The following is a 13,566-nucleotide window of genomic DNA, read 5'->3' as shown; positions in this document are numbered from 1 at the left end:
TCGGGCCGGCGGGGCCCACAGGAAGGGAGGCAAGCCATGGCAGCCACCACCCTGCCCGACCGCGACGAGCGGCTCGCCCGGACTCCGCTCGTCCGCCGGCTGATGGCACGGCCCGAGCTCGGCGCCGTCGCCGGCACGATCCTGGTCTTCGTCTTCTTCGGCATCGTCGCCCGCGGCACGGGCATGTTCTCGGCCCTGGGCGTCGTCACCTTCCTCGAGGTGGCGGCCCAGCTCGGCATCATCGCCGTGGCTGCGGCGCTGCTCATGATCGGCGGCGAGTTCGACCTGTCGGTGGGCTCGATGATCGGGGCGGCCGGCATCGTGCTGGCGCTGCCGGCCGTGATGTGGGGCTGGCCGCTCTGGCTGTGCATCCTGCTCGCCTTCCTCGTCGCCGCCATCGTCGGCTGGATCAACGGCACGATCGTGGTCCGGACCGGCCTGCCCTCGTTCATCGTCACCCTCGCCGGCCTGTTCGTGCTCAGAGGCCTCACCATCGGCTTCACGCGGCTGCTCACCGGCCGCACCCAGGTCTCGGGTCTGAAGCCCCTGGCCGAGCAGGACTGGCTGGCGCCTTTGTTCGCCGGCAAGGTCGGCTACCCTGTTTTCTCCTGGCTCGCCCAGCAGGGCTGGATCATGGCCCGCGCCGACGGCACGCCGCAGGTCCAGGGCATTCCCATGTCGGTGATCTGGTGGATCGTGCTCGCCTTGATCGCCACCTGGGTCCTACTCCGCACCCAGGTCGGCAACTGGATCTTCGCTGCCGGCGGCGACCCGAACGCCGCGCGCAACGTCGGCGTGCCGGTGGCACGGGTGAAGATCGGCCTGTTCATCTGCACCGCGATGGCTGCCACGCTCTTCGCCTGCGTACAGACCCTGGGGGCCGGCTCGGCCGACGTGCTGCGCGGCGTGCAGAAGGAGTTCGAGGCGATCATCGCCGCCGTGATCGGCGGCTGCCTGCTGACGGGCGGCTACGGCTCGGCGATCGGCGCCGCCTTCGGCGCGCTGCTGTTCGGCACGGTGCAGCAGGGCATCTTCTACACCGGGGTCAACACCGACTGGTTCCAGGTGTTCCTGGGGGCGATGCTGCTGATCGCGGTGCTGTTCAACAACTACATCCGCAAGAAGGTCACCGGAGGGCGCTGAGCCATGGCCACCCCGCTCATCGACGTGCAGAACATCAGCAAGCATTTCGGCTCGGTGATCGCTCTCTCCGGCGTCTCGATGACCGTCTGGCCGGGCGAGGTCCATTGCCTGCTCGGCGACAACGGTGCCGGCAAGTCCACGCTCATCAAGACGCTCTCCGGCGTGCACGCACCCAGCTCGGGCCAGATCGTGATCGAGGGCCAGCCCGTGGTCATGACCGGCCCGCGCGATGCCTTGGATCGCGGGATCGCGACCGTGTTCCAGGATCTCGCCATGATCCCTTTGATGTCGATCACCCGCAACTTCTTCATGGGCCGCGAGCTGGTGAAGGGCGTGTGGCCGTTCCGCCGCTTCGACATCGAGACCGCCAACCGGATCGCGCGCGAGGAGATGAAGAAGATCGGCATCGACGTGCGCGACCCGACCCAGGCGGTGGGCACGCTCTCGGGCGGCGAGCGGCAGTGCGTGGCGATCGCGCGCGCGGTCTATTTCGGCGCCAAGGTGCTGATCCTGGACGAGCCGACCTCGGCTCTGGGCGTGAAGCAGGCCGGCATGGTCTTACGCTACGTCGCGCAGGCACGGGCGCGCAACCTGGGTGTAATCTTCATCACCCACAACGTTCACCATGCCTGGGCCGTGGGCGACCGCTTCACCGTGCTGAACCGCGGCAAGACGCTCGGTACCTTCACCAAGGACGGGATCGCGCGCGAGGAGCTGTTGAACATGATGGCCGGCGGCAAGGAGCTCGAACAGCTCTCGGCCGAGCTCGACGAGTTCTCCCGTGCCGATGCCGCCAGGGCGAGCGGCCGGGAATCGCGCTTCGAGGCCACCGCCGCCGCCGAGCACGCCATGGCCGAGGCGCTGCGCCGCGAGGTCGCCGACGACCATCGCCATGCCGGCGAGGGCCGCAGCCAGCTCCATTGAAGAACCGCCGCTGCGGCCGTGGAAGCCGTAGCGGCCCATAGCTCGCTCCCTCTCCCGGACCGACCCGGAGAGGGCGTTTCCTCGCACGAGCGGAACGACGGGAATGAACGAGATCGGGATCGGCATCATCGGCACCGGCTTCATGGGCGAGTGTCACGCCCTCGCCTTCCAGGCGGTGACATCTCTGTTCCAGCCGCGCCTGCGGCCGCGACTCGAGCTCGTGGCCGACGTGGTGGCCGAGGGTGCGGAGCGGGCGAAAGCGCGCTTCGGCTTCGCCCGCAGCACGACCGACTGGCGCACGCTCGTGCAGGACCCCGCCGTCGAGCTCGTTGCCATCACCTCGCCCAACGTGCTCCACAAGGAGATGGCGCTGGCCGCCATCGCCGCCGGCAAGCACGTCTATTGCGAGAAGCCCTTGGCGCTTACCGCCGCCGACGCCAAGGAGCTGGCCGATGCCGCCGACGCCAGGGGTGTCCGCACCCTCGTCGGCTACAACTATCTCCGCTCGCCGGCGCTCCGGCACATCAAACACCTCCTCGATTCGGGCGAGCTCGGCACGATCACCTATATCCGCGCCGCGTTCGAAGAGGACTACATGGCGGACCCCTCCGTCCTGTTCTCGTGGCGCTGCGAGCGTGCCAAGGCCGGCAGCGGCGCCCTGGGCGACCTCGGCAGTCACGCCGTGAGCCTGCTACGCTATCTCGCCGGCCCCATCGTCGAGGTCGCGGGCGACATCGCCGTCACCGTCCCCGCTCGCCCGGTGGCGGCTCCCGGCCAGACCGCGGGCCAGTTCACCCGGACGAGCGAGGAGGCGAAGATCGAGACCCGTCCGGTCGAGAACGAGGACATCGCCCACGCGCTCCTGCGCTTCGAGAGCGGCGTCATGGGCACGCTCACCGCGAGCCGGGTCGCCTGGGGCCGCAAGAACGGTCCCGATCTCGAGCTCTACGGTACCAAGGGTGCCGTCCGCTACTGCCAGGAACGCTTCAACGAGTTCCAGCTCTTCAAGGCGAGCCCGCGGCTCGACGACAACGGCTTCCGCACGGTCCTGACCGGCCCCTACCACCCGGACTATGGCCGCTTCACCCCAGCCCCCGGCCACTCCATCGGCTTCAACGACCTCAAGACCATCGAGGTCGCCCATCTCCTCGAAGGCATCGCCGAGGGAAAGCCGCTCTACCCCGACTTCCGCGAGGGCTTCGCGATCGAGGCCGTGTGCGACGCCGTGCTCGAGAGCGCCGAGCGCCGCGCCTGGGTCCGGGTCGAAGGCGGGAACTGAACGCGAGCCGGGCCAATCGGCTTGCGTCTCGGCTCAGCGCAAAATTCGGCGGCGGCTGGCATCGCGTCTGGCCAGATGCCTCATCTGGCCAGATACCGTGCCCGCAGGTGCTCCAGGAACGGCTCGACCGCGAGCGGGCCGCCGGTGGCGTTCCGGACCAGCTCGGCGAAGCTGGGCTTCGAGCCCACACCGTGCACCTTCTCGCGCAGCCAGTGGAGCAGCGGGGCGAAATCGCCCCGGCCGATGGCAGCGAGGAGGCCGGGGATCTGGCCTTCCGCCGTGCGGAAGAGCTGGGCCGCCAGCATGGCGCCCAGCGTGTAGCAAGGAAAATAGCCGAAGCCGCCCACGGGCCAGTGGATGTCCTGCAGGCAGCCCAGGCGGTCGTCGGGGGGGACGATGCCGAGAAGTTCCCTCATGCCCTCGTTCCAGGCAGCAGGGAGGTCGGCCACCGCAAGGTCGCCCGCGATCAGCTTCCGCTCGAGGCGGTGGCGCAGGATCACGTGCAGCGGATAGGTGGCCTCGTCGGCATCGACACGGATGAAGCCGCGCTCGACGCGGTGGTAGAGGCGGACGAGGTTGTCGGGTGCGAAGGCCGGATCGTCGCCGAAGGTGCCACGCAGCTCGCCGGCGAGGAAGCGGATGAAGGCGGGCGAGCGGCAGGCCTGCATCTCGACGATGAGCGACTGGCTCTCGTGGACGGCGATGCCTCTCGCCTCGCCCACGGGCTGACCGCGCCACGCCTTGGGCAGGCCGGCTTCGTAGAGGGCATGGCCGGTCTCGTGGAGCACGCCCATGAGCGCCGAGGCCACCTCGTCCTCGCGGTAGCGGGTGGTGATGCGGATGTCGGACGGCGTGCCGCCGCAGAAAGGATGTGTGCTCTCGTCGAGCCGACCGGCGTCGAAGTCGAAGCCGAGCCGGGCCATCAACGCCTTGCCGAGCTCCTTCTGCCGGGCGGGCGGGAACGGCCCCTGCGGCCGCAGCGGCTCGGGCATCTTCGCCTGGTGCGCGAGAATGCTCTCGACCAGAGGCGGTAGCTCGGCCGCGAGCCGGTCGAACAGCGGCACCACCTCGGCGTCGCGGAGATCGGGCTGGTGCGCATCCAAAAGCGCATCGTAGGGCTCGAGCCCGAGCGCAGCACCTGTGACCTGCGCCGCTTCCCGCGTGAGCCGGACCACCTCTTCGAGCTCGGGTGCCAGCAGCGCGAAGTCGGCCCTGGCACGGGCCTCGCGCCAGGTCATCTCGCAACGCGTGGTGGCGCGGGCCAGGGCCTCGACCAGCGCGGGTTCGAGGCTGTGGGCGTGGCGGTACTTCCGGCGCATCTCGCGCAGGTTCGCCTGCTGCCAGGGATCGAGGTCGGTCTCGGCCTCGGCGGCGGAGAGCTGCTCGCCGGTCTCGGGGTGGGTCAGAAGGTCGTGGGCGACGCGCCTCAGAGCCGCGAGCTGCTCGCCGCGGTCAGGGGCGGCCTTCTTCGGCATGACGACGGCCGTATCCCAGTCCAGGATGGCGAGCGCCCCCTGGATTCCGGCAATACGCCGGAAGCGTTCTTCAAGCGCTGCGTAGTGCCAGCCCATTCCGCTCTCCGAGCCTTGCCTCGGCGCCTCTGCCGAGCGGCAGACAGCGCCACATCAGAAGTGTCACGATCGCGAAGGTGAGGACACCGACGGCCTGGTGCAGGACGGCGTTGGCGATCGGCACCTCGAGCACGATGACCAATGCCCCGAGGCCGATCTGAACGATCACGAGCGCCGCCGCGAGCGCTGCCAGCGAGCGCGCGCCCTCGGGCAGGCCCGGCGTCATCCGGCTGCGCCAGAACAGGACGAGAAGCGCAAGGCCCGTGCAGGCGGCGAGGATACGGTGGATGAAATGGATGCGCACCCCGCCGTCGGCGAGGTCGGGAATGATCTCCCCGTTGCACAAGGGCCAGGTGGCACAGGCGAGCGAGGAGCCGCTCTTCGCCGTCATCGCGGCGCTCATCATCGCGAGCAGGGCAAAGCCCCAGGCCACGGCGGCGAGCACGCCGATCCCCCTGCCTTCCACCGGTGCAGGCCAGCCGACAGCGATGCGGAAGATGCGGAGTGTGACGGTGAGGACGAGAAGCGCGTTGCCGAGATGGACCGCGACCGACCAGGGGCTGTTGCGATCCAGCACGGTCACGCCGCCCAGGATGCCCTGAACGAGCAGGAGAAGGATGAGGAGTCCGCCCAGGACGGGAAGCTGCGGCTCGAGCCGGCGATACCAGAAGGTGAGGCCGGCCAGGATCAGCACCAGAGGGCCGAGGAACACGCCGGCGATCAGGCGGTGCACCCACTCCAGCATCACCTGGTGGTAGGCGTAGCCGATGTTCGGCACGGCGGCGATGTCGGCGGGAAGCGGCAGCCAGTGGCCGTAGCAGGTGGGCCAGTCCGGGCAGGATAGGCCGGAATTGGTGGTGCGGACGACCGCGCCCAGGACGATCAGGCCATAGATCAGGACGGCCGCCACGCCGGCGGTGTAGCGAACAGGTCTCACGGCTCAACGCCCGTCGCGGGTTTGCAGGCTGAACACGAGATAGACCGCGAGCAGCGCCGCGGCGAGGCCATACCACGTGATGGCATAGCCCAGATGGTTGTTCGGGATCTCCGGGTGGTAAGGACTGGCCTTGGGCAGGCCAGCCGGCCCTTCCGACTGCTCGAGCACGATCTCGAAAGGCTGGAGCGGCAGGCCGGTGGCCTGCGCCATGGCCGGGACGTCCCAGGAGAACCAGCGCCGCTTCTCGGGCTCGTTCGCCGGTGTCAGCCAGTTCCGCTGCGGATCGACGCGCGAACGCCCCACACCGGTCACGGTCACCACACCTTCTGGCTCGAGCCCTTTGGGGACGTTCGGCGGCAGGAGATTCTCGGGCAGCCAGCCCCGGCCGACCAGAACGACGCGGCCGTCCTCCAGGCGGAAGGGTGTGGCGAGCCGGGCGCCTGGCTCGTTGCCGGACGCCTCGACGCCGAAGGCGAAGGCGGCATCGTGCAGATAGGTGCCGCGCGCGGTCACGTGGCGGAAGTTCAGGCCGGCGAGATCCGTGCCGGGCCCGATCTCGATCGGGGGGGCGGCGATCTGGCGGTCGATCCCGGCGACGAGATCCTCCTTCCAGGCGAGCCGGCGCATCTGCCAGGTGCCCAGCGCCAGCAGGACGATCAGGCCCGCGAGTGTCGCGGCCGTCGGCCAGAATCCGGGCTGGAACCGGCGGCGGCCGTGGTCAGCCGGCATCGAACTCATGGCGGCGATGGCGGTACTGAAGTGCTATCAGCAGACCTTTGAAGGGCCGCATCAGGGCGAGGCACAGAATCACGGCCAGCGGCAGCCAGACCACGAGGTGGAGCCAGATCGGCCACCCATACCCGACCTCGACGACGAGTGCGGCGCCGATCACCACGAAACCCACGATCAGGATGATGAAGGCCGCGGGTCCGTCGCCGCTGTCCTGCCTGGAAAGATCGAGGCCGCAGACCTCGCAGCGCGGGGCGACCGCGAGGAACCCCCGGAACAGGCGGCCCCGCCCGCAGCGCGGGCAGCGGCCGCCGAGGCCCGTCACGACCGGGGAGGGCGAGGTCCCGCTCACCCGACCGGCTGCGTCGTGAAGTGGATGTGGCCGCCCCACCAGTAGACCCAGACGAACAGGAACAGCCAGACCACGTCGACGAAGTGCCAGTACCAAGCGGCGGCTTCGAAGCCGACGTGCCGATCGGGCGAGAAAGTGCCGTACCAGGCGCGGATCATGCACACAATCAGGAAGATCGTGCCGATCTGGACATGGAGGCCATGGAAGCCCGTGGCCAAGTAGAAGGTCGAGCCGTAGATGCCATCCGAGAGGGTGAAGCCCTCGCTGATCGCCTCGATGTACTCGTAGGCCTGGAAGGCGGTGAAGGTCAGGCCGAGGCAGACCGTGAGCAGGAGCGCCTTGAAGGCGGTCTGCTGATCGTTCTCCTTGATCGCATGGTGCGCCCAGGTGACCGTCGCGCCCGAGAGCAGCAGGATCAGCGTGTTGAGGAACGGGATGTTCCAGGTCGCGACCGGGTGCACGCCCTCCGGCGGATAGGAGGTGGCGATCGTCATGGGCGGGTAGAGCGCCCCCCAGAAGAACGCCCAGAAAAAGGCGAAGAAGAACAGCACCTCGGAGGTGATGAACAGCGCCATGCCGAGGCGCAGGCCTTTCGCCACCACGTCGGTGTGGTGGCCGGTGCGCCCTTCGCGCAGCACATCGCCCCACCAGCGGAACATGACGTAGATGACGCCGAGGAAGCCCAGGAGCGTCACCCACGGCCCGCCGCGGGAGCCGTGCATCCACATCACGCCGCCGCCCGTCAGCAGCAGCGCCGAGAAACTGGCGACGAGCGGCCAGGGGCTCGGGTCCACGAGATGATAGGGATGGTTGGGCCTGTGGTGCCCGTGCTCGTCTTGCACCTGCGCGCCGTGCGTTACGGCTGTGCTCGCCATGATCGTCTCCTAAAACCCCCGCGACGGGTAACCTCGTCCGATTGTCTCAGCTCGTCGAGCCGCCGGCCGCATGCTCGCGCTGCAGCTTCGCGGTCGCTTCTTTGTCGATGTAGAACGTGTAGGACAGCGTGATCTGTGTGACCTCGCCGGTGTTGGCATCCTCGAGCATGGCCGGGTCGACGTAGAACGACACCGGCATCTCGACCCGCTCGCCCGGCTTCAGCGTCTGCTCTTCGAAGCAGAAGCAGTGGATCTTGCTGAAGTAGCTGCCGACCTTGAACGGGGTGACGTTGTAGACCGCCCGGCCGACCACGGGATGGTCGGCATGGTTGGCCGCCTCGTAGAAGGCCAGCGTCTGCTCGCCGACCTTGACGTCGAGACTGCGCCGGACGGGTCGGAACGTCCAGGGCAGGTCGGGGTCGGTGTCGGCGTTGAAGAACACGGTCACCGTCCGGTCCGTGGTGGCCGCCCCGGCGGCGACACCGCCGAGGCGCGGCGTGCCGCCATAGCCCGTGACCGCGCAGAACAGGTTGTAGAGCGGCACCGACAGGGCGGTCAGCCCCAGCATCGCCACGATGACGACGCTGGCGGCAACGGCGGTGCGTCGGTTGCGTCGGCCGAGATCCGTCATGCGCCCCCCAGCTTCACCAGGGTGATCAGGTAGAACAGCAGCACCAGGGCGAAGAGCCCGAGCGCCACGGCCAGGTTCTTGGCGCGCTGCCGACGTCTGCGCTCGTCCTCGTTCATCGCCATCGGATCAGCCCAGCACGAGGGTCGGCAGCACGCGGTCGACGACCAGGCCGGCGTAGAGGAGGAAAAGATAGAAGATCGAGAAACGGAAGACACGCATCGCCAGCACGTCCCGGTCCTGCCGCCACAGCCGCACGACATGGGCGAGGAACACGCCGCCCAGCACGAGGGCGATGGCGGCGTAGCAGAGACCGGCCTGGCCCAGGAGCGCCGGCAGGAGCGTCACCGCCACGAGGACGACCGTATAGGCCAGGATATGGTCGAGCGTGCGCTTGCGGCCGGCGACCACGGGCAGCATCGGCACCCCGACCCGGTCGTAGTCGCCGTTGCGGTAGAGAGCGAGCGCCCAGAAGTGCGGCGGCGTCCACAGGAAGATGATGAGGAAGAGAAGGATCGGCAGGAGCGAGATGCCGCCGGTGACGGCAGCCCAGGCGACGACCGGCGGCAGGGCGCCGGCAGCACCCCCGATCACGATGTTCTGCGGCGTGCGCCGCTTCAGCCACATCGTGTAGACGAAGACGTAGAAGCCGATGGTGAACGCCAGCAGCGCCCCGGCGAGATAATTGAGCGCCAGCGACATCACCATCACCGAGAAGATGGCGAGCGTCACACCCACCGCCAGGGCCTCGGCCGGGTCGATCCGGCCGGTGGCGGTGGGCCGCAGGCGTGTCCTGGCCATACGGCAGTCGATGTCGGCGTCGTACCAGTTGTTGATCGCGGCCGACGCTCCGGCCCCGGCGGCGATGCACAAGATCGCCGTGAAGGCCAGAAGCGGGTGAAGGTGGCCGGGTGCCAGGAACAGGCCGACGGCGCTCGTGAAGATCACGAGCTGCATCACGTTGGGCTTGAGGAGCGTCCAGAAGTCGCGCAGCTCGGATACGCGCGGGGCCGCGGCCGTCCCGCGCATCGCCGCCCCAACGCCCGCCTCGCCGACTTTCGCCATCGGAAACGCTCCTCAGCTCTTGCTCACCAGCTCGCCTGCCGGATCAATGGCCACCAGCGCTGGTCACGACCGGCAGCTCCTCGAAGGTGTGGAACGGCGGCGGCGAGCTCACCGTCCACTCGAGGGTGGTGGCACCCTCGCCCCACGGATTGTCGGCGCACTTCTCGCCGGCCGTGAACGCCCGGTAAACCACGTAGATGAAGAAGAGGGCGCTGGCACCGGCGATGAAGGCGCCGATCGAGGACAGCATGTTCCAGCCCGCGTAAGCATCGGGATAGTCCGGAATGCGGCGCGGCATGCCGGCCAGACCCAGGAAGTGCTGCGGGAAGAAGGTCAGGTTGACGCCGATGAAGGTGAGCCAGAAATGGATCTTGCCCAGCGTCTCGTCATACTGGCGGCCGGTCATCTTGCCGAACCAGTAATAGAAGCCGGCGAAGATGCCGAAGACAGCGCCCAAGGACAGCACGTAGTGGAAATGCGCCACCACGTAGTAGGTGTCCTGCAGCACGGTGTCCATGCCGGCGTTGGACAGCACGACGCCGGTGACGCCACCCACCGTGAACACGAAGATGAAGCCGACCGCGAACAGCATCGGCGTGGGGAATCGGATCGAGCCGCCCCACATGGTGGCGATCCAGGAGAAGATCTTGATACCGGTCGGCACGGCGATGACCATGGTGGCGGCGGTGAAGTAGGCCTTCACGTCGACGTCCATGCCCACCGTGTACATGTGGTGCGCCCAGACGACGAAGCCGATCACGCCGATCGCGACCATGGCATAGGCCATGCCGAGATAGCCGAAGATGGGCTTCCTCGAGAAGGTCGAGATGACGTGGCTGATGATGCCGAATGCCGGCAGGATCATGATGTAAACTTCGGGATGACCGAAGAACCAGAACAGGTGCTGGAACAGCACCGGATCGCCGCCGCCCTCGGGATTGAAGAAGTGAGTGCCGAAGTTGCGGTCGGTGAGCAGCATGGTGATCGCGCCCGCCAGCACCGGCACGGCGAGCAGAAGGAGGAACGCGGTCACCAGGATACCCCAGGCGAACAGCGGCATCTTGTGCAGCGTCATGCCGGGGGCACGCATGTTGAAGATGGTGGTGATGAAGTTGATGGCGCCGAGGAGCGAGCTGGCGCCGGCGAGGTGCAGCGCGAAGATGCCCATGTCCACGGACGGGCCCGGGTGGCCGATGGCCGAGGACAGCGGCGGGTAGATGGTCCAGCCGGTGCCGGCACCGCCGAAGAAGGGCGAGGCCATCAGCAAGAGGAAGGCCGGCACGATCAGCCAGAAGCTGATGTTGTTCATGCGCGGGAACGCCATGTCGGGCGCCCCGATCATGAGCGGCACCATCCAGTTGCCGAAGCCGCCGATCAGCGCCGGCATGACGAAGAAGAAGATCATGATCAGGCCATGCGCGGTGATCAGCACATTGAACATGTGATAATCACCACCGAGGATCTGATCGCCCGGGAACATCAGCTCGGCGCGGAAGATCATCGACATGATCATACCGATGATGCCCGCGACGAACGAGAAGATCAGATAGAGGGTGCCGATATCCTTGTGGTTGGTCGAGTATGCCCAGCGGCGCCAGCCGGTCGGCGCGGCGTGGTCGTCGTGCGCATGCGCTACGCTGTGTGCCATGATGCCTAGTCCCTCAGGCTCCGCCTCGGTTCAGTTCGCCGGCCGGGTCGTGGCGACCGCGACGCTGGCGACATCGACGCCCTTGTCGTCGACACGGGCGAACTTGGTCTGCGCCTCCTTCACCCAGGCATCGAACTCCTCCTTGGAGACGGCCTGGATCGTGATCGGCATGAAGCCGTGGTTCACGCCACACAGCTCCGAGCACTGCCCGTAATAGGTGCCGGGGCGCTCAATGTTGATCCACGTCTCGTTCAGCCGGCCAGGGATGGCGTCGATCTTGATGCCGAACTGCGGCACGGCCCAGCTATGGATGACGTCGGCCGCCGTGGTCTGGATGCGGATGTTGGTGTTGACCGGCACGACGATGCGGTTGTCGGTCTCGAGCAGGCGGAGCTGGTCCGGCTTCAGGTCCTCCTTCGCGATCATGTACGCATCGAAGCCGAAATTGCCGTTATCGGGATACTGGTAGCTCCAATACCACTGATGACCGGTAGCCTTGATGGTCAGCTCGGTCTTCGGCACCACGTCCTCATAATAGAGCAGCTTGAACGACGGAATCGCGATGATCACGAGAATCAGCACCGGAACCGCGGTCCAGACGATCTCGAGCACCGTGTTGTGCGAGCGGCGCGAAGGCACCGGGTTGCGCTTCTCGCTGAAGCGCCAGCAGGCGTAGACCAGCAGCACCAGCACGAACAGCACGATCAGGCTGATGATCCACAAGAGCAGATCGTGGAAACTCGCGATCCGCTCCATGACGGGCGAGGCCGGCGGCTGGAGGGTCGCCTCCCACGGCCGGGGCGCCGCCCATGCGGCCACGGGCGAAAGGCCCAGCACAAAGGCGGCTATGGTTGTCGTCGGCACCTTCGAGCGCATGGACGGTGTTTTCCTTGCGGTGACGTGAACGATCGGCGAGCAGGTGCGGCCTGCCGGCAGGGCGGGACGGCGCCGGCTCCTCCCGCCCGTCATGGTCGCAGGCAGGATAGGAGACCGGGCTTTCGCCCAGCGCGCGGCAGAGTGTCGCGACGGTCGGCGGCTGAGATAGGACCGTTCCTTGACCCAGGTCAATGATCAGCTTTCCCTGTCGTGCAAGCGCTTGCGGGTTTGGCGCATACCCCACCAGACTGCAAGCACGACGAAAGGGGTGAGCGCCGCGATGACGAGCTCGCTCCCGCCGAGGCTGAGGCCCAGCTCTTTCATGGGCGGCTTCAGCGCGTAAGCGAGCAGCCCGACGAAGTAGTAGCTGATCGCGGCGACCGAGAGTCCTTCCACGGTCTCCTGCAGCCGGAGCTGCAGCCTGGCGCGGCGGTCCATCGAAGCCAGAAGTTCCTGGTTCTGGCGCTCGAGCTCGACGAAGACGCGCGTGCGGGCCAGGTTGGCGGTGCGTGCGATCCGCTCCTCCAGCGCCACCTGCCGCTCCTGGATCGAGCGGCAGGTCCGCAGCGCCGGCTCGAAGCGGCGCTCGAGGAACTCGGCGAGGGGTTGATAGTCGTCGAGCCGCTCGGCCTTGAGCTCGCGGAAGCGATCGGCAACGAGCTGGCCGTAAGCCGCCGTGGCGCGGAAGCGGTACTCGGTCTCGGCCACCATCCGCTCGGCCGCGGCAGCGAGCGCGAACAGCTCGTCGAGCAGCGCCTTCTCGCCGGCGAGATCGCGCACGGCTCCGATGCGCGCCACCTGCTCGGCGAGACGCTCCTCCATCCGGCGCAGCTCGAGGCTGTTCCTGCGTGCCACCGGCAGGCCGAGCAGCGCCATCATGCGGTAGGATTCGGTCTCGACGATCCGCTGCACGAGGCGACCGGCCCGGGCGCGCGAGATCTCGCGGCCGGCGAGAAGGTAGCGGACGAAGCCGTCGCCATGCGGGCGAAAAGCGGTCCAGATCGCGGCAGCACCGCCCGACACCCGGCTGGCGCTGACCCGCTGCCCCTCGAACAGGACGGCGATGTCGGCGGGCCGCCAGGTCCCGACATCGGGCACCAGGGCGATGTGCGCGGCCGTGAGGACCTGGCCCGGCAGGGCGTCGAGCCAGTCCTTCGGCACGAGCTCGATCGCCGTCTCCGCGAACGGCTGGGCGGGATCGACGAGCGTGCGCACGAAGGTGAGCGTGAAGAACTCGGTGTGCTGCTCCCAGCGCACCTCGAGCTCGCCGAGCTGGGCTGCGAAGTAGCGCTCGCCGTGCGGCGGGGCGGCACCGTAGCGGCGGCAGAGATCGGCCAGGGCCTCGCGCGCCCGGTCCACCTCGGCCTCGCCCGCAAGAAGGAGCAGGAAGGAGACCGCTGCCGGCACCGCGATTTCGGGCTGCGGCCGGCTATGGATCTCCTCGTGGAGATAAGCACGCTGAGGGTGATGCTCCAGCGGCACCGGCCCGTTCCTCCTGGCAGGCACGTCGCATGGCCGCTTCTGGTCGTTGTCGTGGGC

13 protein-coding genes are annotated in these 13,566 nt (G+C 67.9%); 3 read left to right on the top strand and 10 right to left on the bottom strand.

Translation table 11 applies throughout. The annotated features are described in order from the left end of the window. Window positions 1-36: 36 nt before the first annotated feature. From U1T56_RS02925 to U1T56_RS02915, 3 genes are all read left to right on the top strand, one after another. Window positions 37-1,143: an ABC transporter permease gene (locus tag U1T56_RS02925; protein WP_418157944.1), complete on the top strand. Its 1,107-nt coding sequence runs from the start codon at window positions 37-39 to the stop codon at window positions 1,141-1,143. 3 nt (window positions 1,144-1,146) lie between these two features. Next, the gene (locus U1T56_RS02920; protein ID WP_418157943.1) at window positions 1,147-2,067 is read left to right on the top strand and encodes an ATP-binding cassette domain-containing protein; all 921 of its coding nucleotides are present in this window, start codon (window positions 1,147-1,149) and stop codon (window positions 2,065-2,067) included. Between the two features lie 103 nt (window positions 2,068-2,170). Further along, the gene (locus U1T56_RS02915; RefSeq protein WP_418157942.1) at window positions 2,171-3,346 is read left to right on the top strand and encodes a Gfo/Idh/MocA family protein; all 1,176 of its coding nucleotides are present in this window, start codon (window positions 2,171-2,173) and stop codon (window positions 3,344-3,346) included. A gap of 80 nt (window positions 3,347-3,426) precedes the next feature. On the opposite strand, the gene U1T56_RS02910 is transcribed toward U1T56_RS02915, so the two are convergent. The 10 genes from U1T56_RS02910 to U1T56_RS02865 all read right to left on the bottom strand — a co-directional run bounded on the left by U1T56_RS02910 (window position 3,427) and on the right by U1T56_RS02865 (window position 13,509). Continuing rightward, on the bottom strand, window positions 3,427-4,917 hold the full coding sequence (locus U1T56_RS02910) for a carboxypeptidase M32 (protein WP_418157941.1): 1,491 nt from the start codon (window positions 4,915-4,917) through the stop codon (window positions 3,427-3,429). Further along, window positions 4,892-5,854 carry a COX15/CtaA family protein gene (locus U1T56_RS02905; RefSeq protein WP_418157940.1) on the bottom strand — a complete coding sequence of 321 codons (963 nt, stop codon included), beginning with the start codon at window positions 5,852-5,854 and terminating at the stop codon, window positions 4,892-4,894. Before U1T56_RS02905 ends, U1T56_RS02910 begins: the two co-directional genes overlap by 26 nt. A 3-nt stretch (window positions 5,855-5,857) precedes the next feature. Next, the gene (locus tag U1T56_RS02900) at window positions 5,858-6,583 is read right to left on the bottom strand and encodes an SURF1 family protein (protein WP_418157939.1); all 726 of its coding nucleotides are present in this window, start codon (window positions 6,581-6,583) and stop codon (window positions 5,858-5,860) included. Then, a complete protein-coding gene (locus U1T56_RS02895) occupies window positions 6,573-6,935 on the bottom strand; it encodes a DUF983 domain-containing protein (RefSeq protein WP_418157938.1) in 363 nt (120 codons plus the stop codon). The genes U1T56_RS02900 and U1T56_RS02895 overlap by 11 nt, the downstream gene beginning before the upstream one ends. Further along, complete coding sequence (locus tag U1T56_RS02890) at window positions 6,932-7,810, bottom strand: cytochrome c oxidase subunit 3 (RefSeq protein ID WP_418157937.1); 879 nt, start codon at window positions 7,808-7,810, stop codon at window positions 6,932-6,934. Before U1T56_RS02890 ends, U1T56_RS02895 begins: the two co-directional genes overlap by 4 nt. A 46-nt stretch (window positions 7,811-7,856) precedes the next feature. After that, window positions 7,857-8,441, bottom strand: coding sequence for a cytochrome c oxidase assembly protein (locus tag U1T56_RS02885; protein WP_418157936.1), 585 nt, complete (start codon window positions 8,439-8,441; stop codon window positions 7,857-7,859). 126 nt (window positions 8,442-8,567) lie between these two features. Beyond that, window positions 8,568-9,503 (bottom strand): heme o synthase, encoded by a 936-nt coding sequence (locus tag U1T56_RS02880; protein WP_418157935.1) that lies wholly within the window; start codon window positions 9,501-9,503, stop codon window positions 8,568-8,570. Between the two features lie 43 nt (window positions 9,504-9,546). Further along, on the bottom strand, window positions 9,547-11,151 hold the full coding sequence (gene ctaD, locus U1T56_RS02875) for a cytochrome c oxidase subunit I (RefSeq protein WP_418157934.1): 1,605 nt from the start codon (window positions 11,149-11,151) through the stop codon (window positions 9,547-9,549). Between the two features lie 30 nt (window positions 11,152-11,181). Continuing rightward, complete coding sequence (gene coxB, locus U1T56_RS02870) at window positions 11,182-12,027, bottom strand: cytochrome c oxidase subunit II (RefSeq protein ID WP_418157933.1); 846 nt, start codon at window positions 12,025-12,027, stop codon at window positions 11,182-11,184. Between the two features lie 195 nt (window positions 12,028-12,222). After that, window positions 12,223-13,509: a DUF3422 family protein gene (locus U1T56_RS02865; protein WP_418157932.1), complete on the bottom strand. Its 1,287-nt coding sequence runs from the start codon at window positions 13,507-13,509 to the stop codon at window positions 12,223-12,225. Between the last annotated feature and the right edge of the window lie 57 nt (window positions 13,510-13,566).

Origin of the sequence: Benzoatithermus flavus (assembly GCF_037908215.1) — a bacterium.
GTDB classification, from domain to species: Bacteria; Pseudomonadota; Alphaproteobacteria; order Geminicoccales; family Geminicoccaceae; genus Benzoatithermus; species Benzoatithermus flavus.
This window is presented reverse-complemented; position numbering and strand designations above follow the sequence as displayed.

Coding starts and splice junctions, on each gene's coding strand:
- U1T56_RS02900 (WP_418157939.1), bottom strand. CDS start 6,583: ATGCCGGCTGACCACGGCCGCCGCCGGTTCCAGCCCGGATTCTGGCCG.
- U1T56_RS02925 (WP_418157944.1), top strand. CDS start 37: ATGGCAGCCACCACCCTGCCCGACCGCGACGAGCGGCTCGCCCGGACT.
- coxB (WP_418157933.1), bottom strand. CDS start 12,027: ATGCGCTCGAAGGTGCCGACGACAACCATAGCCGCCTTTGTGCTGGGC.
- U1T56_RS02920 (WP_418157943.1), top strand. CDS start 1,147: ATGGCCACCCCGCTCATCGACGTGCAGAACATCAGCAAGCATTTCGGC.
- ctaD (WP_418157934.1), bottom strand. CDS start 11,151: ATGGCACACAGCGTAGCGCATGCGCACGACGACCACGCCGCGCCGACC.
- U1T56_RS02885 (WP_418157936.1), bottom strand. CDS start 8,441: ATGACGGATCTCGGCCGACGCAACCGACGCACCGCCGTTGCCGCCAGC.
- U1T56_RS02915 (WP_418157942.1), top strand. CDS start 2,171: ATGAACGAGATCGGGATCGGCATCATCGGCACCGGCTTCATGGGCGAG.
- U1T56_RS02910 (WP_418157941.1), bottom strand. CDS start 4,917: ATGGGCTGGCACTACGCAGCGCTTGAAGAACGCTTCCGGCGTATTGCC.
- U1T56_RS02890 (WP_418157937.1), bottom strand. CDS start 7,810: ATGGCGAGCACAGCCGTAACGCACGGCGCGCAGGTGCAAGACGAGCAC.
- U1T56_RS02880 (WP_418157935.1), bottom strand. CDS start 9,503: ATGGCGAAAGTCGGCGAGGCGGGCGTTGGGGCGGCGATGCGCGGGACG.